This is a genomic window from Nakamurella leprariae (genome assembly GCF_016918035.1).
In the GTDB taxonomy this organism is placed as follows: Bacteria; Actinomycetota; Actinomycetes; order Mycobacteriales; family Nakamurellaceae; genus Nakamurella; species Nakamurella leprariae.
In genome coordinates this window covers 143419-169194 of sequence record NZ_JAERWK010000005.1, presented here as the reverse complement: position 1 = coordinate 169194, position 25776 = coordinate 143419, and the positions used below count along the sequence as shown (strand labels likewise).

23 protein-coding genes, 1 tRNA gene and 1 pseudogene are annotated in these 25776 nt (G+C 72.4%); 4 read left to right on the top strand and 21 right to left on the bottom strand.

What is annotated here, in order from left to right:
- Positions 1-10: 10 nt before the first annotated feature.
- The 3 genes from JL106_RS03655 to JL106_RS03645 all read right to left on the bottom strand — a co-directional run bounded on the left by JL106_RS03655 (position 11) and on the right by JL106_RS03645 (position 4253).
- Complete coding sequence (locus tag JL106_RS03655) at positions 11-1279, bottom strand: multidrug effflux MFS transporter (protein ID WP_205259316.1); 1269 nt, start codon at positions 1277-1279, stop codon at positions 11-13.
- A 118-nt stretch (positions 1280-1397) separates the two neighbouring features.
- Positions 1398-2804 carry a cryptochrome/photolyase family protein gene (locus tag JL106_RS03650; RefSeq protein ID WP_328841205.1) on the bottom strand — a complete coding sequence of 469 codons (1407 nt, stop codon included), beginning with the start codon at positions 2802-2804 and terminating at the stop codon, positions 1398-1400.
- A 102-nt stretch (positions 2805-2906) separates the two neighbouring features.
- Positions 2907-4253 (bottom strand): citrate synthase, encoded by a 1347-nt coding sequence (locus tag JL106_RS03645; RefSeq protein WP_205259315.1) that lies wholly within the window; start codon positions 4251-4253, stop codon positions 2907-2909.
- 533 nt (positions 4254-4786) lie between these two features.
- Between JL106_RS03645 and JL106_RS03640 the strand changes: the two genes are divergently transcribed.
- Entirely contained in the window at positions 4787-6040 is a 1254-nt protein-coding gene (locus JL106_RS03640; RefSeq protein ID WP_205259314.1) for a polysaccharide deacetylase family protein, read from the top strand.
- Positions 6041-6160: 120 nt separating this feature from the next.
- Here JL106_RS03640 and JL106_RS03635 read toward each other — a convergent pair whose 3' ends face one another.
- The 9 genes from JL106_RS03635 to JL106_RS03595 form a co-directional block, all read right to left on the bottom strand.
- On the bottom strand, positions 6161-6934 hold the full coding sequence (locus JL106_RS03635; RefSeq protein WP_205259313.1) for a MerR family transcriptional regulator: 774 nt from the start codon (positions 6932-6934) through the stop codon (positions 6161-6163).
- A 109-nt stretch (positions 6935-7043) separates the two neighbouring features.
- Positions 7044-7451 carry a mannosyltransferase YkcB-related protein gene (locus JL106_RS03630; RefSeq protein WP_205259312.1) on the bottom strand — a complete coding sequence of 136 codons (408 nt, stop codon included), beginning with the start codon at positions 7449-7451 and terminating at the stop codon, positions 7044-7046.
- 146 nt (positions 7452-7597) lie between these two features.
- On the bottom strand, positions 7598-9055 hold the full coding sequence (locus JL106_RS03625) for a sensor histidine kinase (protein WP_205259414.1): 1458 nt from the start codon (positions 9053-9055) through the stop codon (positions 7598-7600).
- A gap of 139 nt (positions 9056-9194) precedes the next feature.
- Positions 9195-9899 carry a response regulator transcription factor gene (locus tag JL106_RS03620; RefSeq protein ID WP_205259413.1) on the bottom strand — a complete coding sequence of 235 codons (705 nt, stop codon included), beginning with the start codon at positions 9897-9899 and terminating at the stop codon, positions 9195-9197.
- A 164-nt stretch (positions 9900-10063) separates the two neighbouring features.
- Positions 10064-10492 (bottom strand): universal stress protein, encoded by a 429-nt coding sequence (locus tag JL106_RS03615; protein WP_205259311.1) that lies wholly within the window; start codon positions 10490-10492, stop codon positions 10064-10066.
- Positions 10489-11976, bottom strand: coding sequence for an APC family permease (locus JL106_RS03610; protein ID WP_407940089.1), 1488 nt, complete (start codon positions 11974-11976; stop codon positions 10489-10491). Before JL106_RS03610 ends, JL106_RS03615 begins: the two co-directional genes overlap by 4 nt.
- Positions 11977-12351: 375 nt before the next feature.
- Positions 12352-12696 (bottom strand): histone-like nucleoid-structuring protein Lsr2, encoded by a 345-nt coding sequence (locus JL106_RS03605; protein WP_205259309.1) that lies wholly within the window; start codon positions 12694-12696, stop codon positions 12352-12354.
- 221 nt (positions 12697-12917) lie between these two features.
- A complete protein-coding gene (locus JL106_RS03600) occupies positions 12918-14903 on the bottom strand; it encodes a vWA domain-containing protein (RefSeq protein WP_205259308.1) in 1986 nt (661 codons plus the stop codon).
- A complete protein-coding gene (locus tag JL106_RS03595; protein WP_205259412.1) occupies positions 14896-16287 on the bottom strand; it encodes an ATP-binding protein in 1392 nt (463 codons plus the stop codon). Before JL106_RS03595 ends, JL106_RS03600 begins: the two co-directional genes overlap by 8 nt.
- 406 nt (positions 16288-16693) lie before the next feature.
- Here JL106_RS03595 and JL106_RS03590 point away from each other — a divergent pair, with 406 nt between their 5' ends.
- A complete protein-coding gene (locus JL106_RS03590) occupies positions 16694-17488 on the top strand; it encodes an enoyl-CoA hydratase-related protein (RefSeq protein ID WP_205259307.1) in 795 nt (264 codons plus the stop codon).
- A 9-nt stretch (positions 17489-17497) separates the two neighbouring features.
- On the opposite strand, the gene JL106_RS03585 is transcribed toward JL106_RS03590, so the two are convergent.
- The 3 genes from JL106_RS03585 to JL106_RS03575 all read right to left on the bottom strand — a co-directional run bounded on the left by JL106_RS03585 (position 17498) and on the right by JL106_RS03575 (position 18792).
- Positions 17498-18055: a hypothetical protein gene (locus JL106_RS03585; protein WP_205259306.1), complete on the bottom strand. Its 558-nt coding sequence runs from the start codon at positions 18053-18055 to the stop codon at positions 17498-17500.
- A 105-nt stretch (positions 18056-18160) separates the two neighbouring features.
- Positions 18161-18595 carry a nitroreductase family deazaflavin-dependent oxidoreductase gene (locus JL106_RS03580; RefSeq protein ID WP_205259305.1) on the bottom strand — a complete coding sequence of 145 codons (435 nt, stop codon included), beginning with the start codon at positions 18593-18595 and terminating at the stop codon, positions 18161-18163.
- 124 nt (positions 18596-18719) lie between these two features.
- Positions 18720-18792, bottom strand: a tRNA-Arg gene (locus JL106_RS03575).
- Between the two features lie 91 nt (positions 18793-18883).
- Between JL106_RS03575 and JL106_RS03570 the strand changes: the two genes are divergently transcribed.
- Together JL106_RS03570 and JL106_RS03565 are read left to right on the top strand one after the other, a co-directional pair.
- A complete protein-coding gene (locus tag JL106_RS03570) occupies positions 18884-19573 on the top strand; it encodes a hypothetical protein (RefSeq protein WP_205259304.1) in 690 nt (229 codons plus the stop codon).
- 121 nt (positions 19574-19694) lie between these two features.
- Entirely contained in the window at positions 19695-20516 is an 822-nt protein-coding gene (locus tag JL106_RS03565; RefSeq protein ID WP_205259303.1) for an alpha/beta fold hydrolase, read from the top strand.
- Between the two features lie 242 nt (positions 20517-20758).
- Here JL106_RS03565 and JL106_RS03560 read toward each other — a convergent pair whose 3' ends face one another.
- The 6 genes and pseudogenes from JL106_RS03560 to fes form a co-directional block, all read right to left on the bottom strand.
- Positions 20759-21211 carry an ArsR/SmtB family transcription factor gene (locus tag JL106_RS03560; RefSeq protein ID WP_205259302.1) on the bottom strand — a complete coding sequence of 151 codons (453 nt, stop codon included), beginning with the start codon at positions 21209-21211 and terminating at the stop codon, positions 20759-20761.
- 375 nt (positions 21212-21586) lie between these two features.
- Positions 21587-21761, bottom strand: a pseudogene (locus tag JL106_RS22370) (iron-containing redox enzyme family protein); the annotation flags it as partial.
- 143 nt (positions 21762-21904) lie between these two features.
- Positions 21905-22705 carry an ANTAR domain-containing protein gene (locus JL106_RS03555; RefSeq protein WP_205259301.1) on the bottom strand — a complete coding sequence of 267 codons (801 nt, stop codon included), beginning with the start codon at positions 22703-22705 and terminating at the stop codon, positions 21905-21907.
- The gene (locus JL106_RS03550) at positions 22702-23433 is read right to left on the bottom strand and encodes a GAF and ANTAR domain-containing protein (protein ID WP_205259300.1); all 732 of its coding nucleotides are present in this window, start codon (positions 23431-23433) and stop codon (positions 22702-22704) included. The genes JL106_RS03555 and JL106_RS03550 overlap by 4 nt, the downstream gene beginning before the upstream one ends.
- The gene (locus JL106_RS03545; protein ID WP_205259299.1) at positions 23430-24023 is read right to left on the bottom strand and encodes a GAF domain-containing protein; all 594 of its coding nucleotides are present in this window, start codon (positions 24021-24023) and stop codon (positions 23430-23432) included. Before JL106_RS03545 ends, JL106_RS03550 begins: the two co-directional genes overlap by 4 nt.
- A 229-nt stretch (positions 24024-24252) precedes the next feature.
- Positions 24253-25539, bottom strand: coding sequence for an enterochelin esterase (gene fes / locus JL106_RS03540; protein WP_205259298.1), 1287 nt, complete (start codon positions 25537-25539; stop codon positions 24253-24255).
- Positions 25540-25776: the final 237 nt, after the last annotated feature.

The window sequence follows — 25776 nt, the reverse complement described above, 5'->3', positions numbered from 1 at the left end:
GAGCGGACGGTCAGTGCGGGACGGGCGAGGAGTCCAGCGTCCGTTCCGTCGGCCGCAGCTGCATCCGGTTGCGGAGCACCAGCACCAGGACGCCGGCCAGGGTCAGGGCGATCAGCAGCACCAGGGCCATGGAGGTCGCCGTGGTCGCGCCGAACAGGCCGCTGAGCGGGGCCACGGCGGACCCGACGCCGAACTGGATCGCGCCGAGGAGCGCGGCCGCGCTCCCGGCCCGGTGGGCGTTGGCGTCCAGGGCCAGCACCGGCACGGACGGCAGGACGCAGCCGGTCAGGAAGAGGATGACCACCATCATCGCAGCCACCGCCACGGGGCCACCGCCGGCCAGCGCGACGACCAGCAGTGCGGCGGCGGCGGCGATGTCCGCGCTGATGCCGATCTGGATCATGCGCCGCGGCGCGACCCGGCCGACCAGGAAGCCGCTGAGCTGGGTGCCGGAGATGATCCCGATGGAGCCGGCCGCGAAGACCAGGGCGAACTGCTGGGTGGACAGCCCGAAGCCCTCCTGGAACACGAAGCTGGACGACGAGACGTAGGTGAACAGCGCGCCGAAGGCCAGGCCGTTGAGCAGGGCCAGACCGATGAACCCGCCGTCGCCCAGCAGCTCCCGGTAACTGCGCAGCGCGGGGCGCAGCCCGCCCGAGCGCCGCCGTTCCGGCGGCAGCGACTCACCGAGCACGAAGGTGGCCAGCAGGACCAGAGCCACGCCCAGCGCGGCCAGCCCCAGGAACAGCAGCCGCCAGTCGCCGAACCGCAGCACCTGCGCGCCGATGACCGGCGCCAGCACCGGCGCCACACCCATGACCAGCTGCATCCGGGCGATGACCTTGCCCATCCGCACGCCGGAGTACCGGTCGCGGACCATGGCCATGACCAGCACCGTGCCGGCTGCGGCGGCGAACCCCTGGAGGAACCGCAGCACGGCCAGCAGCGCCACCGAAGACACCAGCGCGACGGCCAGGCTGACCAGCACGTAGAGGACCAGTCCGGCGATGAGCGGTCGTCGCCGACCCAACGCGTCCGACAGCGACCCGATGATCAGCTGGCCGACGGCCAGGCCGGCCAGCGTCGTGGTGAGCGTCAGCTGGACGGCCGCCGGTTCGGTGCGCAGGTCGCTGGTGATCTGCGGGAACGCGGCCAGGTACAGGTCGATGGTGAAGGGCGCGACGGCGATCAGCGCGCCCATCAGGACGACGAAGCCGGCGCTGATGCGCTCGGGCGGTGTCGGCACCGTCCCGGCGGGCCTGGGAGCCGGTCGGCTCATGGACGGGACCCTTGCTGCGGCGAGCGGCGTGGCGGCACGGGGCCGAACGGTACGCGCTGTCCCGGGACGGATGTCGGCCGCCGGCGGTGATACTGCCGACCGGTCGGACGGGAATATCTCAGCCCGACGCCGCCGACGGGCGGGCGGCGAACCGGCGCAGCGCCTCCTCGCGTTCGGCCTTGTGGTCGACGATCGGCTCCGGGTACCCGGCCGGGATCCCGTCGGCCAGCAGCCACGGCTGATGCACCGCCTTGCCGGGGACGTCGCGCAGCTCCGGCACCCAGCGCCGCACGTAGTCGCCGGACGGGTCGAACTTCTCGCCCTGGGTGATCGGGTTGAACACCCGGTAGAAGGCGGCGGACGCCGAGCCGGACCCGGCCACCCACTGCCAGCCGTGGTTGTTGGACGACAGGTCGCCGTCCACCAGGTGCTGCAGGAAGTGCCGGGCGCCGGGCTGCCAGGGCAGGTGCAGATCCTTGATCAGGAAGGACGCCACCACCATCCGCACCCGGTTGTGCATCCAGCCCTCCCCGAGCAGTTGCCGCATCCCGGCGTCCACGAACGGGAACCCGGTCCGGCCCTGCTGCCAGGCCTGCAGGTGCGCGTCGGCCTCGGCACCACTGTCCCACTGCATGCCGTCGATCACCGGGTCGAGCGACCAGCGGGCCGACCGGGGGGCGCGGTGCACCACGTCGGCGTAGAACTCGCGCCAGGCCAGCTCGGACCGGTAGCGCTCGGCCCCGTCACCGCGCCGGCGGGCCAGATCGGCCAGCAGCGTGCGGGGATGGACGGCACCCCACTTCAGGTACGCGGACATGCGGCTGGTCCCGGGCAGATCGGGCCGGTTGCGGTGCTCGTCGTAGTCGGCCAGCCCCTCGTCCAGGAAGTCCGTCCAGTGTGCTCGGGCGGCGTCCTCACCGGGCTCGGGCAACTGGAGACTGCCCGGGACCTCGGCGTCGAGCAGGTCGGCGGTCCACCGGCGCAGCGACGTCGAGGAGGCGTCGGCCGGGTCGATCCAGGACACCGTCCCGGGCGGCCCGGCCGGGGCGCGCCAGCCGTGGTGCTTCCAGGCCCGGTAGAACGGCGTGAAGACCGAGAAGGGCGCGCCGTCGTTCTTGGTCACCCGCCCGGGGGTGACCGCGTACGGCGACCCGGTGACGACGGTGGTGACGTCATGGCCGGCCAGCGCCTGCTCGACCCCCTCGTCCCGGCGCCGGCCGTAGGGCATGGCGTCCGCAGCGTGGTGCACCTCGGTGGCGCCGACGGCCGCAGCCAGCCTGGGCAGCACGGTCCACGGCTTGCCGTGCGCGATGAACAGCGACCCGCCCAGGCTCTCGTCCAGCGCTCGCAGGCTGCCGGCCAGGAAGTGCCGCCGGGCCGCGCCGGAGGGCTCCAGCAGCGCGTCGTCGGCGACGAAGACGGCGAGCACCGGACGGCCGTCGGCCGCGGCCGCCTGCAGCGCCGGGTTGTCGTGCAGGCGCAGGTCCCGGCGGAACCACAGCAGGACGGGATCGGGATCGCTCACGGACGCACTACCTCCTGCTCGACGGGCCCGGACGCAGCAGCGCCGCCCGGAGGAGCTCCGGACGGCGCTGCTGGAACGGCTGGTTCCCCGTGGGGAGGGAGGTCAGCGCTGACTGGGGTCGACGTAGTCGCGCTCGGTGTACCCGGTGTAGACCTGGCGCGGGCGGCCGATCTTGGTGGTCGGGTCGTTGATCATCTCGCGCCACTGGGCGATCCAGCCCGGCAGCCGGCCGATGGCGAACAGCACGGTGAACATCCGGGTCGGGAAGCCCATCGCCTTGTAGATCAGGCCGGTGTAGAAGTCGACGTTCGGGTACAGCTTGCGCTCGATGAAGTAGTCGTCGGAGAGGGCGATCTCCTCGAGCTGCTTGGCCAGGTCGAGCAGCCGGTCGTTCACGCCGAGGTCGGTGAGGACCTGGTCGGCGGTCTTCTTCACCAGCGCGGCCCGCGGGTCGTAGTTCTTGTAGACGCGGTGCCCGAAGCCCATGAGCCGGACACCCGGCTCCTTGTTCTTCACCCGGGAGACGAAGGTCTTGATGTCCAGACCCTCGCGGTCGATCTTCTCGAGCATCTCCAGGACGGCCTGGTTGGCGCCGCCGTGCAGCGGACCGAACAGGGCGTTGATGCCGGCGGAGACCGACGCGAACAGGTTGGCGTTGGACGAGCCGACCAGCCGCACCGTCGAGGTCGAGCAGTTCTGCTCGTGGTCGGCGTGCAGGATCAGCAGCTGGTCCAGCGCCTTGACCAGCGTCGGGTTCAGCTCGTACGGCTCGGCCGGGAAGCCGAACGACATGCGCAGGAAGTTCTCCACCAGCGACAGCGAGTTGTCCGGGTAGAGATACGGCTGGCCGACGCTCTTCTTGTAGGCGTAGGCGGCGATCGTCGGCAGCTTGGCCAGCAGCCGGACGGTGGACAGCTCGACCTGGTCCTGGTTGAACGGGTCGAGCGAGTCCTGGTAGAAGGTCGACAGGGCGCTCACCGCGCTGGACAGCACCGGCATCGGGTGCGCGTCGCGCGGGAAGCCGTCGAAGAAGCGCTTGAGGTCCTCGTGCAGCAGGGTGTGCCGGCTGATCCGCGAGGTGAACTCCTCGAGCTGCGTGGTGGTCGGCAGCTCGCCGTGGATGAGCAGGTAGCTGACCTCGAGGAACGAGGACTTCTCGGCCAGCTGCTCGATCGGGTACCCGCGGTAGCGCAGGATCCCGGCGTCGCCGTCGATGTAGGTGACGGCCGAGGTGGTGGACCCGGTGTTCATGAACCCGGAGTCCAGGGTGATCATGCCGGTGGTCGACAGCAGCTTGGAGATGTCCAGGCCGGAGGAGCCCTCGGTGGCGGGGACGAGCTTCAGGTCCAGTTCGGTGCTGCCGACGGTGATGCGACCGGCTGGGCCGTTCGAGGCCGGGGCGGAGTCCGCAGCCGCGGTGGCCTCGGACGACTTCGGGGCTTCGGACATCGGACTGTTCGCCTCTCGCTCGCGGTACACCGAACAGCCTCAGCTGCTCTGCTGTGGGTCGCAGACGCAGCCAGGCCGGGTGTGCCGGCCGCATCGGTCAGGGGAGAGGTTACTGCCGTGCAGCCGGTGGCCCGCAGCCGGGGGCGGGCCGGGCGGTGCCTGCGCGGCGTCCGTCCCGGATCGTTCTTGCAGGTCAACCCGGTCGGTGGGGTGCCGCGGACCGCTGTGACGGAGATCGTCGGGTGCCCTGTGACAAGCACGACAGACACTGAGAAGATCGGCGAACGGGTGACGGATCCGGACACACCGGTCGTCCGACCAGTGGTCCGCCGGTCGCTGCGTAGCCTGCACACGGCGCCGCTCCCGTCCCGGGACCACGCGTCGGGTCCGCCGGCGTCGCGCCACGCAGACAACCCGGACGGCCGGTGGGCGTCTGTCCGACCGGGTGTCCCGGCTCGTCCGGGGCGCCGCTCCGGCACGGGTGCGGTCCGCAGACAGCGGCGCGCCGGTCGCAGTCCAACAGAAGGGATGACATGCGGTCGCGGTATCTCATCATCGGACTGGCCGTCGCGCTCGTCGCGGTGACCACCGTCCTGATCGTCACGGCCCGCAGCGGTGACTCGACCGCCAGCGGTGGGGATCTGACCGTCACCAACACCGTGGTCGTCCCCGACGGGGACACCTCGTCCTCGGACACCCCGTCGTCGGACACGCCGTCGTCGTCCTCGGATCAGTCCTCGAGCGCGGCGCCGACCACCGGGACCGACGGCCGTCCGGCCAGCAACGTCCCGATGACGAAGCTGGCGCCCGGCGAGAAGCCGCCGCAATTCATCATCTTCTCGTTCGACGGGGCCGGCTCCGAGATCAAGTGGCCGATCTTCATGGACGCGGCCAAGCAGGTCAACGCCCGGTTCACCGGCTTCCTGTCCGGCATCTACCTGATCGGTGACAGCGGGAAGAACGCCGGCGTCTACACCGGCCCCGGGCACCCGACCGGTGCGGCGTCCATCGGCTACGGCGGCACCGAGCAGTCGATCATCAACGAGGTCAACAACCTCAACCGCGCCTACTCCGAGGGCCACGAGATCGGCACCCACTACAACGGTCACTTCTGCGCGGGGGCCGAGCCGTCGGGCGATCAGTGGAGCACCGCCGACTGGAACAGCGAGCTGGACCAGTTCTTCCAGTTCATGTCCGACTGGAAGACGCTGAACAACTACACCGACGTGCCGGACCTGCAGGTGCCGACCACCGAGGTCAAGGGCGGCCGCACGCCGTGCCTCGAGGGCCAGTGGGACCAGCTGGTCCCGGCCTGGAAGGCGCACGACATGACGTACGACTCGTCCATGCCGGCGCCGTACTCCGGTATCGCCTGGCCGGAGAAGAAGGACGGCATCTGGGAGTTCTACATGCCGACCGTCTACTCGCCCGGCTTCGAGGGCTCGGTCATGGCCATGGACTACAACTTCTGGTTCAAGTTCAACCAGGCCCAGAACGAGCCCGAGACCGCCCCCGAACTGCGCCAGATCGTCAAGGGCACGTACGATTTCATGTACGACCAGGCGTACCACGGCAATCGGGCCCCGGTGCTGATCGCCAACCACTTCAACGTCTGGAACGGCGACTCGTTCAACCCGCCGGCGCTCGACTTCATGATGGAGAAGTGCACGCAGCCCGACACCTACTGCGCCACCTACCAGGACGTCATCGCCTGGATGGAGATGCAGGACCCGGCCGTGCTGGAGCAGATCCTCAACCAGGCGCCCGTCGCCGCCAGCGCGCCGTGAGCTGAACCGCGTCGGACGGCAGAGGCCCGGTCCCCGAGTGGGGGCCGGGCCTCTGCCGTCCGAGGAGACGCGTTCCGTCACCAAGTCGAGAACCCCGGGGACGCGGCCCGGCCGGGGTGATCAGGCGGGATCAGCCTGGCGTTCTGCCCGATCGCTGTTGGCGTGGATGGCGTCGCGGAGCCAAGCGGCCAGGCCGGGCGCCAGCTGCTCGTAGGTCGCGGTGAAGCGTTCGTCCGCGACATACAGGTCGCCCAGGCAGCGATGCATGGACGGCGGGCACGAGGAGAACGTCTCGATGCTGCGCCGGTGCTCCTCGGCCGCGTCCATGGCCGGCTCGCTGTCCGGGGCGTGGCCGGCGGCCATGGTCGCCGCCAGCCGGCGGTTCAGCTCGTCGCCGTCCCGCTTGACCCGCTCCCAGTCCTGCTTGCTGAACCGGGCGGTCCGGTCGCGGGACTCGCGCCAGGCGTCGGTGTCACCCCAGCGCTGCTGCGCCTCGGTCTCCCACTCGGTCCGGTAGTCCGGGCCGAAGATCTCGAACTTCTCCTCGGGCGTCAGCTCGATGCCCATGGCACTCGCCTCCAGTTCCTCGTCCAGGGCCGCGATCATCCGGGCCACCCGGTCGCCCTGCTCCGCCAGCAGCTCCCGCTGCCGCAGCAGCTGGTCGCGCCGATCGCCGGCGGGAGCGTCGAGCGCGGCGCGGATCGCCTCCAGTGACAGGCCGAGCTGCCGGTGGAACAGGATGTCCCGCAGCCGGTCCAGGTCCGCGTCGTCGTACTGCCGGTAGCCGGCCGCCGACCGCGCCCGTGGGTACAGCAGCCCGACCTGCTCCCAGTGGTGCAGCGTGCGGACGGTGACCCCGGCCAGCTCCGCCACCTGGCCCACCGAGTAGCCCATCACTGCTCCTGATGTCGTCGTGATCTCGATCGGGCGGGCCGGTCGACCCGCTCGGTACCGAGAGTGCGGCCTGACGTCGCGTCAGGGTCAAGACGAATGCTGGCCGCGCTCAGCCGGTGACGGGGACCGTGAGGTCGTAGACGGTGGCGCCGCCCACGGTGGTCGCGGGGAAGATCGCCTGCACCCACGCGGAGATCTGGCTGCCGGCGGACTCGGTGCCGCCGCTCATCCCGCCGTCGGCTCGGCCGCCCATGCCGTCACCCGCGATGAAGTACGAGACGTCGCCGTCGGTCACGAACTGCTGGAACTGTTCGAGCGTCGGGGCCGGATCGCCGCCGCTCCAGCCGCCGATGGCCATCACGGCGGTGTCGGTGGCCAGGATGTACCCGGCCGCGGCCTGGTCGCCGACGACGGCGGCCGACCACCGGGAGTCGGTGGCGTTGAGCAGGTCGACGAGGGCGGTGGTCGACGCCCCGGCTCCGGAGCCTCCGGCCGCTGGCCCGCCGGCACCGGGCATCTCACCGCGGGCACCGTCGGTCCCACCGTCGCCCCGCGTCAGGCCGCCGTGCGCACCACCGCCGAAGCACCGCACACCCGGCCGCCGGCCGCACACCGCCCACGGTGTGCGAAGTGATCACCAGCGGTGCGGTGATCAGGAGCAGGTCAGGCCCGCGGCAGTCGTACCGTGAACACCGTCCGGCCGGGCCGGCTGGACACGCTCACGTGGCCGCCGTGTGCGCTGACCACGGCGGCCACGATGGACAGGCCCAGACCGGTGGAGCCGGCGGCGCGGGAACGCGACGTGTCGCCGCGGACGAAGCGGTTGAACACCTGGGGCTGCAGGTCCGGTGCGATGCCGGGTCCGTCGTCGGTGACGGTGAGCACGGCGGCGCTGCCCTCGGTGGACAGCCCGGTGACCACGGTGGTGCCGGACGGCGTGTGGGTCCGGGCGTTGGCCAGCAGGTTGGTCAGCACCTGGTGCAGCCGGGCCTGGTCGCCCGCCGCGGTGACCGGTTCGTCCGGCAGGTCCAGCTGCCACCGGTGCTCGGGACCGGCCACCCGGGCGTCGGACACGGCGTCGAGCACGACCATGGTCAGGTCCACCTCGTCGCTGGACAGTGGCCGCCCGGAGTCGAGCCGGGCGAGCAGCAGCAGGTCGTCGACCAGGCTGGTCATCCGGCGTGACTCGGACTGCACGCGCCGCAGGGCGTGGTCGACGGCCTCCTGGTCGTCACCGTCCCGGCGGGCCAGGTCGGCGTAGCCGCGGATCGCGGCGAGTGGGGTGCGCAGCTCGTGCGAGGCGTCGGCCACGAACTGGCGGACGCGCGTCTCGGACTCGTGCCGGGCCTCCAGCGCTTGCGACACGTGGCCGAGCATCTGGTTCAACGCCGCACCCACCTGACCGACCTCGGTCCGGGGATCGGTGTCCTGGGCGGGGACCCGCACGCCGAGATCGACCTCGCCGCGGTCCAGCGGCAGGGAGGACACCTCACGCGCGGTCTGCGCCACCCGGTCGAGCGGACGCAGCGAGCGCCGCACGAGCAGCCAGCCACCGCCACCGGCGGCGATCAGCGCGATGCCGGTCACCGCGGCCATCACCAGGGCCAGCGTCCGCTGGGTCTGCTCGACCTCCTCCAGCGGCAGGCCGGTGACCAGGATGCCGTCGCCGTACCGGCTGGGTGACCCGACGACGCGGTAGTCGCCCTGTCCGGGCACCGTGACCGTCACCGGGCCGGTGGTCGGGCTGATCGACATCAGCACGCCGACCTGGGAGGCGTCCAACACCAGGCAGCTCTGCGGGCCGCTGGCGATGCCGGCCGAGCGCACCTGGCCGCCCCAGATCTTGGCCCCGAGCGTGCCGTCCGAGGCGCCGCCCAGCGTCAGGAACGCCGAGCCGGAGCAGTCGTCCTCGTCGTAGCCGCCGGCGGGCCGGGGCGGGGCGTCGCCCGCACCCTCCTGGCCGACGCCGAACTGGACCCGCTGCTGGGCCGCGACCAGCTGGTCGTCCAACTGCTGCACCAGGTACCGGCCGATGGCCAGTTCGGTGACCACAGCGATGACGGCACAGACCGCGACGACCAGCACCATGATCCCGGCCAGCAGCTTCGTGCGCAGGGTCATCGGCCGGCGGGCTCGAGCCGACCCCTGCGGGGCCGGCGTCGCCTTGTCGGCCACGGTGCGCAGGGGACCGGTGGGGGCGTCGTCGGTCGCCGGCACGGCCGGTGGGTCGCCGGCCGGCCGGCCGGTGGCACCGGCGAGATCAGGCCGCCGGTCTGAGGACATACCCGAATCCCCTCATGGTGTGGATCATCGGGGGGCGTCCGGCGTCGATCTTCTTGCGCAGGTAGGAGATGTACAGCTCGACGATGTTGGCCTGACCGCCGAAGTCGTAGTTCCACACCCGGTCCAGGATCTGCGCCTTGGACAGCACCCGGCGCGGATTGCGCATCAGGAACCGCAGCAGTTCGAACTCGGTCGCGGTCAGTGGGATGAGATCGCCGCCGCGGTGCACCTCCCGCGAGTCCTCGTCCAGGGTGAGGTCGCCGACCTCCAGCGTCGACGAGTCGACGGTCAGCCCCAGGTGGGAGCGGCGCAGCAGAGCCCGCAGCCGCAGCACCAGCTCCTCGATCGAGAACGGCTTGGTCACGTAGTCGTCGCCACCGGCGGTGAGACCCGCGATGCGGTCGGACACGTCGTCCTTGGCCGTCAGGAACAGCACCGGGATGCGCTCCGCGTCGGCCCGCAGTCGGCGCAGCACCTCCAGGCCGTCGATGTCCGGCAGCATGATGTCGAGGACGGCGACGTCCGGGCGGAACTCACGGGCGATGGAGACCGCCGCGGTGCCCCGCTCGGCCGTCCGCACCTCCCAGCCCTCGTACCGCAAGGCCAGCGAGACCAGCTCGGACAGCGTGGTCTCGTCGTCCACGACCAGCACCCGGATCGGGCGGCCGTCCGGGCCGCTCATCCGCGCCCGGTCGTCGCGAGCGGGGGAGGCGGTGCTGCCCGATGAGGAGAGCGCGCCCGGGGAGGAGAGGCTGGGGGTCATGAGCCCATGCTGAGGGCGGCCTGTGTGCCGACCTCAGGGAGAACCTGTGCGGGAACTGTGCTCATGTCCGTCGTGGGAACCGGTCAGTCGCCCTCGTCGGCCGGGGCCGGCACGCAGAGCACCGGGCGGTCCGACAGCTGCAGCAGCTTGTGCGGCGTGGAGCCCAGCACGGCCCCCCGCAGCGGGCTCTCGCCCCACAGCCCGACCACGATGAGCCGGGCGTCGACCTCGTCGGCCACGGTCAGCAGGGCGGGCGCCGGTCTGTCGGGCACCAGCCGGATCTCGGTGCGCACCCCCGCGGCGGTGGCGACGTCCACCGCCTGCTGCAGACCTGTGCGGGCCAGATCGGTGAGCGCCTCGACGGTGGCGGTGAACTCCTCACCCAGACCGCCGGGCGGCGCCACGCTGCGCACCAGCACCAGCAGTTCGTCGGAACGCCCCGCGATGTCGATGGCCAGGTCCAGGGCACGCCGGGCCCCGGGCGACTCGTCGAAGCCCAGCACCACGCTCATCGGCCCACCTTGCCATCCGGTCGGCCATCCGGTCGGCCATCCGGTCGCCCGCCGTCGTGGGCCTGGATCCCGGCGGCCATCGCCATCGCGTCATCGACGGCACTGGGACGTTCCTGCCAGAACCGGCCGTGCGTGACCCGCCAGAAGACCATGAACAGCACGCCGACCAGGAAGATGCCGATCCCGATGACCAGCGGCGGCCCCATGCCGAGCCAGGCTTCCTCGCTGTAGGAGTTCTCCGGGTTGGCCATGTCGATGATCGACTCGACGAGCAGCCACAGCAGCAGCAGGGCCCCGACCACCGGGCCGACGCCGATGAGCAGGAAGTTGCGCACGCTGGCGGTGAGCTCGCGCCGGTAGTACACCGCGCAGGCGATGCCGGTGAGTGCGTAGTAGAAGGCGATGAGCAGCGACAACGCGGTGATCGAGTCCAGCAGCGCGTTCTCGCTGATGGCGCTGATGACCAGGTACCAGACGATCGCGATGCCGGCGACCAGCCACGTGGAGACGTCCGGGGTGCGGAACCGCGGGTGGATGCGGCCGAGCGCCCGCGGCATGGCGGCCCGGCGGGCCATGGACAGGCCGGTCCGGGACGCCGGGATGATCGTGGTCTGGGTCGACGCGATGGCCGACGTGCTCACCGCCAGCAGCACCACCCAGGACCAGCCGCCCATCACGTCGTCGGCCAGCGAGGCGAAGATCGCCTCTTCCTCGTCGGCGTTCTCGGTCAGGTAGTCGATGCCGGCGTAGGCGACGACGGCGATGCCCACGGCCAGGTAGGTGACCAGTAGCACGAAGGTGGAGACGATCGCGGCCCGGCCGGGGGTCCGGGAGTCGCCGGAGGTCTCCTCGTTCAGATTGACCGCCGACTCCCAGCCCCAGTAGGCGAAGACGCCGAGCAGGAGTCCGGCGGTCAGGCCCACGCCGCCGGCTCCGAACGGGTTGAGCCAGTCCAGTTCCGGTGTCATCGGGGACAGGTCGCTGCTGCCGTCGATCGCCCGCCAGATGGCCACCACGGCGAAGACCAGCAGCGCGGCGACCTGGGCGATGATCAGGATGTTCTGCAGGCGCGCCGAGAGTTCGGTGCCGATGACGCAGATGGCCGTCATGACCAGGATGAGCAGCACGGTCAGCGTGCGCATCCAGAACGTCGACTCGGTGATGGAATCCAGGCCGAAGGCGAGCAGGGTGTACCGGACGCCGACGTCGGCCAGCGAGCCGACGACCAGCACGCCCGTCATGGAGATGGCCCAGCCGCCGATCCAGCCGAACCACGGCCCCATCGCGCGGGTGACCCAGGAGAAGGTGGTGCCGCAGTCCTGGTCGACGCGGTTCAGGTAGTAGAACGCCGACGCGATGAGCAGCATCGGGACGAACGAGGCGAGCAGGATGCCCGGCGCGAAGACGCCGACCAGGGCGGTGATCGGTCCGATGATCGCGGCGAGCGAGTACGCCGGGGAGGTGGCCGCCAGGCCGATGACCATCGAGTCGAGGAATCCGATCGCACCCGGCTTCAGCCCGACCTCGCCGGCGGTGCCGGATCCGGGGGTCCGGTCGGGAGGGTGACTGGACCGGGGGTCCGACTCGACCATGTGCTCGCCTTCCTGGTGGATGCAGTGGATCGCCACCGGAGCGGGCCGGCGCCGACCGACAGTGTCACGGAAGGACGTCCGCGGCGACGTCCGGCGTTCGAAGTGTGGTCAGCGCGACGTGACCTGTCCACGGCGCCGGGATGTCGAGGTCGGGAACACCCCGATCGGATCGGGCCCGGACATGCCGGTGCCCGCCCTCATCGTCGAGGACGGGCACGTCATGGAACGCCGTCACCGGCTCGGTGTGGCCGGTGACACGGGACGCGGTCAGCCGACCGCTTCCTCGTACTGCCGGATGACGTCGGCCGAGATCCGGCCACGGGGCGAGACGCTGATCCCGGCGTCCATCGCCCACTTGCGGACGTCGGCCGGCGACGGCCCGGTGCTCCCGGCCGTGGCCCGGCGGGAGCGGTTGCGCGCCACCGCGGGACGGCCACTGCGCACCTTGCGACCGTGATCGACGAACTGCGACAACGTCTTCCGCAGGGCGGCCGCATTCTTCTTGCTGAGGTCGATCTCGTACTGCGCGCCGTCCAGGCTGAACGAGACGGTTTCGACTGCTCGGCCGCCGTCGAGATCGTCGACCAACGTCACGGAAGTCTGCTGCGCCATGGGGAGCCCTTCATGGGGAGGAATCACTGGTGAGTGCGACACGAAATTCCTGACGGATACCGTCCGACTGCCGCTGGGAATTTCCTGCGCATCATACGCGGAGCGCCCGTGTCCGCCGATCCACTCGACCGGTGGAAATTCCGGGCGCGGCGCGAGCGACCGGTGATCCGAGCGTGACGGCGGCGGGTCGACGACGGCCGGCCGGGTGGAGCCTGCGCCGGTCAGCGCCGGGTGCGCAGATAGTCCGCGACCACCTCGGCCGACAATCCGTCCAGTGACGGCGCGACCACGCGACCGCCGCAGCGGCGGGCCAGCGTGTCCAGAAACGCGACCAGGCGCGGATCCTCGCCCAGGACGAAGAAGGTGAAGGCGGCGGACCGGCCGGTGAGCCGGTCGATCTCCTCGACGGTGGCGGCGATGGTGCGGGGATCCGGCGGATAGGAGAAATGCGGGGTTCCGTCGGATTCCAGGTGCGCCGTCGGCTCGCCGTCGGTGACGACCAGCACCACCGGTGTGGCATCCGGGAAACGTCGCAGATGGCGTCCGGCCAACAACAACGCGTGATGAAGATTGGTGCCCTGCATCCAGGCGCCTTCCAGCGCGACCAGATTCCCGAGTTCCACCTCCTCGGCGGTCCGCCCGAAGGTGATCAACGCCAGTTCGTCGTTGCGGAACCGGGTGGAGACCAGGTGGTGCAGCGCCAGGGCGGTGCGCTTCATCGGGACCCACCGGCCCTCCTGCACCATCGACCACGACGTGTCGACGCACAGCGCCACCGCGGCCCGGGTGCGTCGTTCGGTGTCGACCACCTCGACGTCGGTCACGTCCAGCGGCCGGGTGTCGCCGCCGGCCCGGCGCACCGTGGCGTTCAGCAGCGTCCGGGGTACGTCCCAGGCCTCGGTGTCGCCGTGGGCCCAGGGGCGGCTGGCGCCGGTCGGCTCGCCGGTGGCGCCGCTGCGCCGCGTCTGTCGCTGCCCGGCCCGGCTGCCCAACGACTCCACCACGTCGGCCAGCGCCGCCTCGCCGAGCCGCCGGAGCGCCTTGGGGGACAACATGAGTGACCCGTCGGGCGCGCGGGTGAGCAGTCCCTGGCCGCGCAGTTCGCGCTCCAGGTCGGCCAGGGCCCGGGCGTCCGCCGAGGCCTGCGACCCGAGCGCCTCACGCAGCGCGTCGAGATCGATGTCGTCGAGCCGGGCACCGGGGTACGACTGGCCGAGCTGCTCGGCCAGGGCGTCCAGCCGGCCCAGCTCCTGCAACGCCCGGGTCGCCTCGCCCAGGCCCATGGGGTCGGCGCCCTTGCCGCGGACCCGGCTCCGGCCGTCCCAGTCCCCACCGGGCCGCAGACCCTGCAGCTGGGCGTCGAGCTCGGCCAGCTGGGCGGCCAGCTGCGGGTCGCCGAACGCCTGTTCGGTGAGCGCAGCGAGCTCGGCCCGCTGCTCGGGCGTCATCGAGTTCATCAACCGCTGGGCCGCCGCGGAGCGCTCGGCCAGGATGTCGACCAGCTCGTCCGTCGAGGACGGCTGTTCCGGGAAGAACTCGCCGTGCTGCTGCATGAACCGCTCGAACTCCGCGGTGGTGTCCTGCCCATCGCGGTGGTGCTCCAGCAGCTGGTTGAGGTCCGAGAGCATGTCCTTGATCCGGGCCACGTCCTGCGGGGTGGCCTGCTGCAGGGCCTCCTTCATCCCGGAGAACCGCTGCTCCAGCAGCTCTCGGCCCAGCAGGTCCTGGATGTCCTGGTAGGCCTGCCGCGCCTCGGCCGACTGCCAGTCGTAGGCGCTCAGCTCACGCACGGCGCCGCCGGTGTCCGACGGGAGCGCGTCCAGCTGCATCTCCCGGAAGCGGGCGTCGTCCCCGGCCTGCGGCTGCAGCGCGGTGCGCTCGGCCTCCAGGGCGCGTTCCAACAGTCGGCGCACCTCCTGCAGGGTGCCGTCGAAGTTGGTGCGGCGCTGCAGGTCCCGGCGGCGTTCCCACAGCTGGCGGGTCAGCTCGTCCAGGCCGGTCCGGCCGTCGATCCCCTGCCGCAGCAGCTCCTGCAGGGCCTGCGACGGGGAACTGCCCTCCATCACCTCCTGGCCGAGCCGATCGACCGCGGCGCGCAGATCGACCGGGGGCGCCAGTGGATCGGCGCCGCCGGTGTAGCGGCCGTAGGCGTACCGGTGCGGTCCGCGCAGGTGCGCGCGCCGATCGGACCCGGCCGGGTCAGCCATAGCGGACCGCCGTGCCGTCGTCGCTCGGGTCCTTGGCCACCTTGCGGGTCAGGAACAGCAGCTCCAGCGCCAGTTCCGCGGCCGAGGCCATCGGTCCCGGATCCTCGGTGCCGACCACACCGAGCCGGCGGGCCACCTCGGTGAGCACCGGGGTGTCCGGCAGGGCGGCGACGACCTCGGCGGCCGGCACCCCGTCCCCGGTCCGCACCGGGGTGCGGGTCACCGCCTCGGCCAGTGGCGTCAGGTCGATGCCGCGCAGCCGCGCGCGGGCCGTCTCGGCGGTGGCCCGGCGCAGCAGGTGCTCGAGATGCTCCTGCTCACGGCCCTCCTCGCCGGAGGTGAACTCGAGCTTGCCGCGCAGCACCTCCGGCACCGACTCCAGGTCGATCGGCCGGGCCACCGCGGTGGTCTCGCCGGTCAGGGCGGCGCGACGGAGCGCCGCGGCGGCCACCGTCTCGGCCGCGGCGACCGAGAAGCGTGCCGACACACCGGAGCCCTGGTCGATGGCCGAGGACTCGCGCAGGTGCCGGGTGAAGCGGGCCACGATGTCGAGCAGGTGGGCGGGGACGTCGGCGACCAGCTCGGCCTCCTGTTCGACGACCGCGATCTCGTCCGTCAGTTCGAGCGGGTAGTGGGTGCGGATCTCCGCGCCGAAGCGGTCCTTGAGCGGTGTGATGATGCGACCGCGGTTGGTGTAGTCCTCCGGGTTCGCCGAGGCGACCAGCAGCACGTCCAGCGGCAGCCGCAGCGTGTAGCCGCGGACCTGGATGTCCCGCTCCTCCATCACGTTCAGCAGCGACACCTGGATCCGCTCGGCCAGGTCCGGCAGCTCGTTCACGGTGATGATGCCGCGGTGCGCGCGGGGGACCAGGCCGTAGTGGATCGTCTCCGGATCGCCGAGCGACCGGCCCTCGGCCACCTTGACCGGGTCCACGTCACCGATGAGGTCGGCCACCGCGGTGTCCGGGGTGGCGAGCTTCTCGGCGTAACGCTCGCTGCGGTGCCGCCAGCGGACCGGCAGCTCGTCGCCCAGGTCGTTGGCCCGGCGCACCGAGGCGGGCGTGATCGGCTGGTACGGGTGCTCGCCGATCTCCGAGCCCTCGATCACCGGATCCCACTCGTCGAGCAGCCCGACCAGGGAGCGCAGCAGCCGGCTCTTGCCCTGCCCGCGCTCGCCCAGCAGCACCACGTCGTGGCCGGCCAGCAGTGCGCGTTCCAGCTGCGGCAGCACGGTGCCCTCGAAGCCGACGATGCCGGGCCACGGTTCGGTGCCGGTCCGTAGCGCGGTCAGCAGGTTGTCGCGGATCTCTCGTTTGACGCCGCGCAGCGTGTGCCCGGACGCGCGCAGCTCGCCGACCGTGCGGGGCAGGTCGGGCGGCGGCACGAGTGCGGCGACGGTGGCGGTCTCGGCGGCCTGCGGCCCCGGTGCGTTCTGGGGATCAACATCCACCCGATCGACGCTACGCCTGGGGACGGTGGCCGGACGAGGGCGTTCGGCCGGTGGCGTGATCCGCGGGGATCGCGGCTCGGGCCGACGGGCCGCTCGTCCGGGCCTGACGGTGGGCTGTGCCGGCGGGCGTCCTGGGCCTGTCGACCGGCGGTCTGGACTCCGGGATATGTTGCTGGACAACGGCGCTCGTGCGGCATCGCGTCGAAGCGCGGGCGGCTGGTCGGGCCGGTCGGGTGACGCGGCCCGACCGGCGGGTCACTGTTACCGTCCTGCACGAGTTCGGCCGACGGCGTACCGAGCCGAGCCGGAGCCCACCGATGCCGGAACGGGGATGCCACGGATGGACCCGGTCGACCTGACGATCACGGAGGGACTGGCCCGGCTGCGGCTGACCCGGCCCGAGGTGGGCAACGCCATCGGCCTGGCCACCGCCCGAGCGCTGCGGGACGCGGCCCAGCAGTGCCGCGCGGCCGAGGTGCGCGCCGTGCTGCTCACGGCGGACGGCAGCAACTTCTGCGTGGGCGGTGACCTGCGCGAGTTCGCGTCCTTCGGGCCGGAGGCCCTCACCGGGCACCTGCACGCGGTGACCGATGCGCTGCACGAGGCGCAGCGGATCCTGGCCGACCTGGACGGCCCGGTGGTGGCCGCCGTCCAGGGTGCGGCGGCAGGAGCCGGGTTCGGGCTCGCCTGCGGCGCGGACGTGGTGCTGGCCGGGTCGGGTGCGCGGTTCGTCAGCGCCTACACCGCGATCGGCTTCAGCCCGGACGCCGGCCTGACCTGGACGCTGACCCGGGCGGTGGGCCGCGTCCGGGCCTCGGCGGTGCTGCTGCTGAACCGGCCGGTCCTGGCGGCCGAGGCCGTCGAGTGGGGACTGGTCACCGAGGTGGTGCCCGATGAGGAGCTGGCGGCGCGCGCACTGGAGCTGGCCGGGCGGCTGGCGTCCGGCCCGACCGCGGCGTTCGGCGTGGTCAAGCGGATGGTGGCCACGGCCACCGAGACCGACCGGCCGACCCGGTGGGCGCAGGAGGGCTCGACGCTGGCATCCGCCGCGGCGTCCGCCGACGGCGCCGAGGGGGTCGCGGCCTTCCTGACCAAGCGGCCGCCGGTCTTCACCGGCGGCCGCCCGGTCGGCTGAGGTCCGGAATCAGTCCAGGCACTCGTCGACGATCTTGCCGACGACGCTGCCCACGGCTGCACCCAGTGCGCCACCGTCCGATCCACCGAGGACGGTGCCGATGACGGCCCCGGCGCCGGCCAAGGTCTCCATCCAGCCGCCCTTCTTGGCGGCGGTGGCCGCCGCCAAGACGGTCGCGCCGTTGCCCGGAGTCCGGTCGGTCGGATCGTAGGACGCCGCTGCGGCCGTGGCGAAGGCCAGCGCGATCGGGCCCGCCGTCCCAGAGGCGACGAGCTCGTCGGTCCGGGCGCGGACGCGCGCCGCCGCATCGGCGGCGGGGACCGTCCGGGCCTTCACCGCGAACCCGAGATCGACCATCTCGGCCAGGGTCTCGACCTCGTGCTCGGTGAGCAAGCCCATCGAAGCGAGTTGCTCCAGCAGCAGCCGGACGGCCCTGGCCCGGTCGCCCTTCGCGTCCTGCATCAACGTGCGGGTCCGCGCCGGTACGGCGCGGATGAGGTCGCCCGGACCGATGACCCGGGTGCTCGTGGACATCGGGGTCCCGGTGGGGATGAGGGTCGTGGTCATGGCCCACGCTCCTTGCTGAGCAGGCACGGGCGGCGGACGCCGTCCTGCTGCACCGGATCCGGTCGCGCCCCGGTCGATACCCCGAGGGGTCGGGGCGTCCGGCCGTCAGGCGGCGGCGGCCTCGACCCGAGTGAGCTCGAGCACCGGGATGGTGCGGATCCCGGCGGTCTTGCGCTCGTAGTCGGCGAAGCCGGGGAAGCGCCGGGCCTGCTCGGCGTAGACGCGGTCCCGATCGGTACCGGTGAGCTCGCGGACCTCGACGTCGAAGGTCTCGGTGCCGATCTCGACGCGACCCCGCCCGGCGGCGATCAGGTTGCGGTACCAGTCCGGATCGGTCGGCGCGCCGCCCTTGGACGCGAAGATGAAGATGCGGTCGCCGTCGTCATCGTGCGGCAGGTACATCATCGGGGCGGTGAACTCGCGCCCGCTGCGACGACCCACATGGTGGACCAGGACCATGGGGGCGCCGGCGAACGGGCCGCCGACCTGCCCGGCGTTGGCCCGGAACTCCTCGATGACCTGGGCGTTGAAGTCCGACATCGCTGTCTCCTCGTGCTGGTGTCACCGGTGGCGGCTCGCCATCGGTCCGGTCACGGACCTTGAACCATGCCGGGAGACGGGACATTCCGGGAGAGCGATGCGGGTGGACCCGGTCGCGCGGAAGTGCCCCCGGGCAGGATCGAACTGCCGACACCAGGTTTAGGAAACCTGTGCTCTATCCACTGAGCTACGGGGGCCCGACGTGGATCCTAGGCGGCCCCGGCCGCGGTCGGAGCATGCGGACGGTCGCCGTCCGGGCGCGGAGCGGGCGGCCGTACGGTGGCAGGCGTGGCAGCCGCATCGGACTCGTTCGTCGTCGAACTGCTCAGCCGGGTCGACCAGATCTGGGCACCGGTCATCTCGGTGCTCGGCCGGTCGCCGGAGAGCGCCCCGCCCGGGCTGCGGGCGCGGTGGTGGGCCGACAAGGTGAGCACGCTGGCCGCGGGTGTCTCGGCCACGCCACGGTTCATGGGCAAGGCCGCCGACCTGCTGCCGCTGCAGAACACCGTCGGGGCCGCGATGCAGTCACTGGTGGTGCTGGGAGTCGCCCGCGAGCACGGGCTGACCGGTGCCGAGCACCGGGCGGAGCGGGTGTCGGTGCTGGCCCGGGTCCTGCTGGAGCGCGAGCTGACCGCCGAGCGGGTCACCGAGCTGCTGCGGGGCGGTGTCGCCCCCTACGTGGACGAGGCGTTGGGCAAGCCGGAGGACCGCAAGGGCATCACCGGCAGCGTCCGGGCCCTGCTGAGCGTGGCCGGCCTGCTGGGCCGGATCGACGACCTGCTGGATGCCCGGCCGAAGGGTCGGCTGCCGTTCCGGATGCTGTCCGCGTTGCCGGTGGTCGGGGTGGTCGGTGGCTACGCGGCCGAGCACGGCGCGCTGCGCAAGGCTGCCGTCGCGACCCGGCTCGCGCTGCGCGGCGGTGTCGAGGCCGACGCGGGAGCGGCGCAGCCCGACGGTGAGGACCAGGCCGCCGGCTGACCGCCAGCGCGGGGAGCACCGCACCGGCGCAACGGCGGGGCAACGGCGCGGCGCTCCGGGGGCAACCGGGCGCGGCGATGCTGTCGGCACCCGCAGTCCTCGAGCCGGAACCGGAGTCGCCATGGCGTCGCTGAGCACCCTGCCCCTGACCCACAAGACCTACGTGGACGCCCCACACGGCCAGGTCCACGTCCGCATGTCCGGTGATCCCGGCGGCGTGCCCCTGGTGCTGCTGCACCAGGTGGCCAGCTCCTCGCTGATGTGGGAGGCGATCATGGAGCCGCTGGCCCGTCGCGGCTACCGGGTGATGGCGGTCGACCTCCCCGGCTACGGGAACTCGGACCCGATGCCGAGCCTGCCCACGCTGTCCGAGTACGGGCAGGTGGTCGGCGACGCGGTGGCCGCCCTCGGGTACGACTCCGCCCACTGGTTCGGGCACCACACCGGGTCGTCGGTGTCCATGACCATCGCCGCGGAACGGCCGGACCGGGTGCGGGCGGTGGCGGTCTGGGGCCTGGCGCTGTTCGAGGCGGATGACCCGGTGCGCATCCGCATCGACGAGGAGCTGCCGCCGGTCTACACCGCCGACGGCGACGACGTGCTGGCCGACTGGCGGCGCCGGTGGGAGATCAGCAGTGCGTCGGTGGCGCCGCGGGTGGTGGCCCGTTCCACCGCCGAGTTCCTGCTCGCCGGTGAGCACCGCCCGGACGGGCACAACACGGTGGGTCGGACCGACCACCGGCCCATCTTCCGGGCCGTCACGCGTCCCGTGCTGGCCGCGGTCGGTGAGCGAGAGATGTTGCTGGACCACACGATCGCGGCCATGCCGCTGCTGCAGCACGGTGAGTTCGTCAACCTCGGTGACGTCGGCATCGACGTTGCGGACGAGGCGCCGGAGTTGCTGTGCGACACGCTGGATGCGTTCTACGGCAGACATTCCTGACCGCCTGTCCGCTCCGGCGTTCCCGGAGGCAGTGTCGACGGCATGTTCCGACGCTCGGAGATCGATCCGGTGCACGATGTGTCGTCTTCTCCGGGTGCGTTCGGCGTCGTGGCGCCGGACGTTCTCAGCAACGGTTCAGGTGATCGGCTGGCCGTGCGTCGAAATGAATGCACGAATCGTCGGGCGCGTTGTTCGCGAATGGTCGTGTGGAAGCGGGTGGTGGCCGAGGTCCGTGCCCTCCGTCAGGAGATCCGGGCCCGGTCGTCGGCACCCGCGGCACCCGCGGTGTCCCCGGTGGGCGAGCCGGTCGCGCCCGACGGGGTGGTCACCACCGCTCGGCCGTCCGGATCCTGATCGGGCCGGATCGCACCCCGGGCGCCGGCGGCCAGTGCGGGCAGCAGCCCGGGGAAGCGCAGCTCGAGATCGTCTCGACGCAAGCACGTCTCACGATCCCGGCCGACCACCCGGGTGGCGGTGATCCCGGCCTCGCGCAGCACCTTGAGATGGTGGGACAGCGTCGACTTGTGTACCTGCAGCTCGGGCAGGTAATCGCCGAGCCGGTGCCACCGGCCGTCGCTGAGCCGGCCGAGCAGATACAGCCGGGCGGGGTCGGCGAGCGCCTTCAGCAACTCCAGCAACTCGATGTCTCCGACCTCGGGGCCCTGCAGCACGTCCGGTGCAGCGCGACCGCGCATGGCCCACCTCACCCCGTCCGGCCGCCCGGCGACCGGCCCGCTCGATGACCGTCCGCGACGCGCACCGCATCGGCGGCCTACCGTAGGACGTGCATCAAACAGTACCGGGCGCCGGTGACTCCACTGTGAGCTCGTCCTGCACCGTCCCGGCGGCCGCTCCACCGGCCCGGTCAGGTCGCCGGCGCCGGATCGGCCGGTGGACGCCGTCCCAGCTTGTGCGTCCCGTCGCAGTACGGCGTGCGCTGCCGGAACGGCGAGATCATCGGATGTCGAACCGATCCGGCTGTCGATCGGACTGTCGCTCACTGAGTGCTCCTGGACGTTCGGCACCGACTCGACGGAAGGCCCCCCGACACCGGTCGGAGGGACGAGTCGCCGGCCGACCACCTGCTCGTGGACCGCGTCCGCCTCGACGTGCTGTTCGAAGAACAGGGTGGCGTCCACGCCGAAGCCCCAGACGGCGCAACCCGTTGCCGTACAGCTTGTTCGGCAGCGACTTGTTCGGCAGCGACGAGGTCATCTCGAAGGCGGCCAGGTGTCCGACGACGGCGTGGTGGCTGACATCGCCACGGGGCGCGGGCAGGGGCATCCTGGTCGTGGTTCCGACAGCCAGCACGGTGCCGACCCCTTCGGGAGAGCCGGCGGCAACGCTGCGCGTGCCGGGATGGGCGGGAAAGGCCGGTGATCCGTCGATCAGCCGGTGGGCGGGAGCCGGCTCCCGTCGTCCTCAGGTTCGGGGAGGGTCCCGGTGGTCAGTACCCAGTCAGCCACGTCGCGAAGCTTCCGGTTGCCGTCCCGGCTGGCCCGCAACAACACCTCGAAGGCCTGGTCGTAGGTGAGCCGCCGCCGCGTCATCACCACGCCGACCGCCGCGCCGATCTGCCGGTTGCTGTCCAGGGCGAGGGTGAGGTGCCGGACCTGATCGCGCTGGTCCAGCGCGACGACGGCCAGCGAGACCGTGCCGGCCGCGAGCTCGACGGCGGACCGCACCGGTCCGGTGAAGGTCCCGACCGCAGCCGCGGACAGCAGCAGCATCGTGGGCACACCCCGGGTGGGGGCCAGCGGCTGGACCAGCAGCGCGCGCACGCCGAACGTCGGGGCGGCCTCGCGCACTGCCGGCCACCGCGGGTCCACGGTCAGGTCGTCCACCGCCACGGGCACCCCGGTGGCGGTGGCCTCCCGGACCGGGCCCTGGCGAAGCTCCTGCTGGGCCCGGACCAGGTGCGGCAACGCCGGTGTGGTGCTGGCCAGGGTGCGCATCGAGTGCCCGGCGCACTGGACCAGGGCGGCCCCGGTGCCCTCGGGGAGATCAGCGGACACCCACTGCAGCAGCTGCCTGAGGCCCGAGGCGGCGTCGCTGCGCTTCGCGCCGAGCTCGGCGGCCAGCGCGGACACGCCGGCACGCAGGCTGGACCTGTCTTCCATCGGGACGGTGGGCCCGACGGACCCGTCGAACCCGTCGGGCCCACCGCCGGTGGTCACGGAGTCGGTCATGCGCGTCGCCCGGCCGTCTCGCCCGGCAGTCGGCCGGACTCGAGCAGGGCACGGGCGACATCGGTGATCTTGCGCCGGCTGCCGCGGGCGGCGCGACGCAACCGGTCGAAGGCGTCGGTCTCCGACAGGCGGTCCCGGGCCATCAGGTACCCGACCGCCCGCTCGATGACCGAGCGGTAGTCGACGGCGTACTGCAGCTGTTGGGCCAGCTCGCCGGCCTGCTCGGCCGCCGTCGCCGCGGCCAGCATGGAGTCGGCCACCTCGCCGAACCGGACCAGGCCCTGCCGGGTGCTCTCGTCCCACGGCTGCGCCCGGTCGGCGTAGACGTCCAGGCTGCCGACCGCGGTGCCGGACAGGTGCACGGGCACGCCGATGACCGCCCCGAGGCCCTGGTCCGCGATCAGCGGCGCCAACGACGGCCAGCGCGGGTCGGTGGTGACGTCGTCGGTGATCACCACCTGGTCCAGCAGGTACGTGTCGACGCACGGCCCTTCGCCGGTGCTGATCTGCGCCGCCTCGAGGACGCGGCTGGCCGGTTCCATGGCCAGGAAGTACCGCAGCGTGCCGTCCCGGTCGGCCAGCATCAGGCCGGCGCCGGCCACGTCGAACAACTCACGGCAGGCGACCAGCAACCGCGTGATGCTCGTCTCCAGCAGCTCGCCGGGCGGCGGGCGCTCCAGGCGCCGCAGGCTCGAGGCGAGCGCGGCGGCGTCGATGCGGGCGTTCACGAGTTCGACCCGGCGTCCTGGTCGGGAGCCACGACGTGCAGGTGACCGAGCACCTCGACGCCCTCGCCGGCGGTCACCGGCGCCGAGCCGGACGGTCCCGGGCTCGACAGGGCCAGCAGATCGGCGATCAGTTCCGCGAACGCGGCGGCGGTGCGAACGTCGGACTCGGTCCAGGCGTACGCCTCGGTGCGGACCGAGTTCAGGTTGCCGACGTGCTGGTGCCCCATCCCCACCGGGACGGCCAGCACGGCCCGGACGCCACGGTCGCCCAGCTCGTGCCACAGCGGCGCGTACGCCGGTACGGCGGCCAGGTCGTCGACGGCGACCACGGTCCGGTCGCGGGAGCAGTCGACGCCAGGTCCGAGCCCCAGGCGTTCCTGGACCCGTTCCAGCGCCTCGGCGGCGTCACCGGTGGTGGCGACGGTGCGCAGCTGCTCGTCCTCGTCGAGCAGCAGCATCCCGACGCTGTCGACCCCCAGGACGTCGCGGGCCACCCGGACGACCCGGTCCAGTCGGGCGGCGGCCAGGTCGATCCGCGTCACCTCGGCCGAGAGATCGGCGAGCACCCGGGCCAGGCCACCGTTCGTCACGGGCGCCCCGACGAGGTCGGCAGGACGACGGGCGGACGGCCCAGGAGGCACACGGGGAACAGCGATGACGACGGCACCCACCACTCCAACAGGTCGACGAAGTCAGCCCTCCCGGACGGATCGGGCTGACCGCGGACACAGGGCGGGCGCCCGAGGACGCATGCGGTCGTCGGTCGCGCCTGGAACCTACGAACCCCGGCGGCCGGGAGTCAAACCAGCCGCGCCGGGTTCACCGCCGCAGCGGCAGCAGGTCAGCCAGTCCGGCGACGAGACCGTCCTGCCAGCACGTCCAGTCATGCCCGCCGGCGAACCGGTGCACGTGCGGCTGGTCGGCCACCCCGGCCTTGCCGAGAGCGTCGGCCACCCGCAGGGTCGGATCGATCGAGGTGAACTCGCCGAGTCCCACCCGCAGGTGGACCCGAAGGTCGTCCGGCACCCCGCGCTGGATCAGGTGGGTGAGGTACTCGGCCTGCGGGAACCGGTCGAGATCGACGTCAGCAGAGCTGTTGCCCGGCCACCAGAACGATCCCGACAGGGCCAGGGCCCGGCCGAACCGCTGCGGTGCGGTGAGTGCCGCGAACAGGGCGAACAGCCCGCCGAAGGACGGCCCGGCGACCACCGTGCGAGCCGGATCGGTCGGTAGGTCCTTGATGGTCGGCAGCAGCTCGTGCACCACCGCCCACAGGAATGCCGGGTTCGGCGGCAGCTCCGCCCGGCGGCGGGCGGGATCGACGGAGTCGATCATCACCACGGTCAGCGGCCGCTGCCGGCCGTCGGCGACCAGCCGGTCGGCCAGCGCGTCGACGTGCAGGTCCTCGATCCAGACCCGGCCGTCGACCAGGACGAGCAGGTCGCCGTCGGCCGACGCGCCCTTGGTGCGATGCACCCACACGGTGCGCTCGACGCCGAGCTGCTCGCTGGCCCACCGCAGGTGCGTGGTCTCGCCGCGGTCCTCGAAGGCCACCGGCGCCGACCACCACGACTGATCGGGGGCGTCGGGGCCGGCGAGCCGGCTCACCGTGCGGTGGTGCACCCGGCGTGCCGGCTGCAGCTGGTACGGATCAGGCTGCGCCGCCTCGGTGACCTGCACCCACCAGCTGCGCTCGGCCCGGGTGCCGGCCGGGGCCGGCGGGACGAGCGGGTCCGGGGACGGCACTAGCCGGTAGGTCGACCGCCAGTCGGACGGCAGCTCGAGCGTGACCCACCACACGTCCGTGCCCTCCACCGGCCGCAGGCTGCTGGCCGCCAGCTGCGAGCGGTCGGTGACGCCGAGGAGTTCCAGGTAGACCTGGGCCGTGCTGCGCGGATCGGCGCGGAACAGGAAGGTGACCAGCATCCGGTCGGCGGCCGGACCGGCCTCGACGAGCGGCGTGCCGCGCCGGGCCACGTCGACCCAGAAGGCCGGGGACAGCGACCGCTGGGCGTCGTCCCGCCGGTGCTGCTCGAGCAGCTCGGCCAGCAGGGGCGAGTCGGCGACGGTCGGAGCGGGCGCGACGGTACGGGAACCGGGGGGCATCTTCAGGCGTCTCCTGCTCGGTACATCGGCGGGCTCGCTCGCCGGGCGTTCGCGGCACGACGGCGCCGGCCGCGGGCCGGACGGATCCGTCGTGCGCCGGTGCGCTGCGGCCGCGTCGTCGCGGGGGTCGGCAGCCGACCGTCGAGCGGTCGAGCCGGCGCGCCTGCGCCGGCCCGGCATGCCGGTGGGCGGTCCCCAACGGACCGTCCGCGGGCCAGCATGAGCGAGGGCCCTCGT

Excerpts from the sequence above, each read along its gene's own strand:
- JL106_RS03655 (WP_205259316.1), bottom strand. The coding sequence starts at position 1,279 with ATGAGCCGACCGGCTCCCAGGCCCGCCGGGACGGTGCCGACACCGCCC.
- JL106_RS03645 (WP_205259315.1), bottom strand. The coding sequence starts at position 4,253 with ATGTCCGAAGCCCCGAAGTCGTCCGAGGCCACCGCGGCTGCGGACTCC.
- JL106_RS03640 (WP_205259314.1), top strand. The coding sequence starts at position 4,787 with ATGCGGTCGCGGTATCTCATCATCGGACTGGCCGTCGCGCTCGTCGCG.
- JL106_RS03635 (WP_205259313.1), bottom strand. The coding sequence starts at position 6,934 with ATGGGCTACTCGGTGGGCCAGGTGGCGGAGCTGGCCGGGGTCACCGTC.
- JL106_RS03630 (WP_205259312.1), bottom strand. The coding sequence starts at position 7,451 with ATGCCCGGTGCCGGCGGGCCAGCGGCCGGAGGCTCCGGAGCCGGGGCG.
- JL106_RS03625 (WP_205259414.1), bottom strand. The coding sequence starts at position 9,055 with ATGACCCTGCGCACGAAGCTGCTGGCCGGGATCATGGTGCTGGTCGTC.
- JL106_RS03620 (WP_205259413.1), bottom strand. The coding sequence starts at position 9,899 with ATGAGCGGCCCGGACGGCCGCCCGATCCGGGTGCTGGTCGTGGACGAC.
- JL106_RS03615 (WP_205259311.1), bottom strand. The coding sequence starts at position 10,492 with ATGAGCGTGGTGCTGGGCTTCGACGAGTCGCCCGGGGCCCGGCGTGCC.
- JL106_RS03610 (WP_407940089.1), bottom strand. The coding sequence starts at position 11,976 with ATGGTCATCGGCCTGGCGGCCACCTCCCCGGCGTACTCGCTCGCCGCG.
- JL106_RS03605 (WP_205259309.1), bottom strand. The coding sequence starts at position 12,696 with ATGGCGCAGCAGACTTCCGTGACGTTGGTCGACGATCTCGACGGCGGC.
- JL106_RS03600 (WP_205259308.1), bottom strand. The coding sequence starts at position 14,903 with ATGGCTGACCCGGCCGGGTCCGATCGGCGCGCGCACCTGCGCGGACCG.
- JL106_RS03590 (WP_205259307.1), top strand. The coding sequence starts at position 16,694 with ATGGACCCGGTCGACCTGACGATCACGGAGGGACTGGCCCGGCTGCGG.
- JL106_RS03585 (WP_205259306.1), bottom strand. The coding sequence starts at position 18,055 with ATGACCACGACCCTCATCCCCACCGGGACCCCGATGTCCACGAGCACC.
- JL106_RS03580 (WP_205259305.1), bottom strand. The coding sequence starts at position 18,595 with ATGTCGGACTTCAACGCCCAGGTCATCGAGGAGTTCCGGGCCAACGCC.
- JL106_RS03565 (WP_205259303.1), top strand. The coding sequence starts at position 19,695 with ATGGCGTCGCTGAGCACCCTGCCCCTGACCCACAAGACCTACGTGGAC.
- JL106_RS03560 (WP_205259302.1), bottom strand. The coding sequence starts at position 21,211 with ATGCGCGGTCGCGCTGCACCGGACGTGCTGCAGGGCCCCGAGGTCGGA.
- JL106_RS03555 (WP_205259301.1), bottom strand. The coding sequence starts at position 22,705 with ATGACCGACTCCGTGACCACCGGCGGTGGGCCCGACGGGTTCGACGGG.
- fes (WP_205259298.1), bottom strand. The coding sequence starts at position 25,539 with ATGCCCCCCGGTTCCCGTACCGTCGCGCCCGCTCCGACCGTCGCCGAC.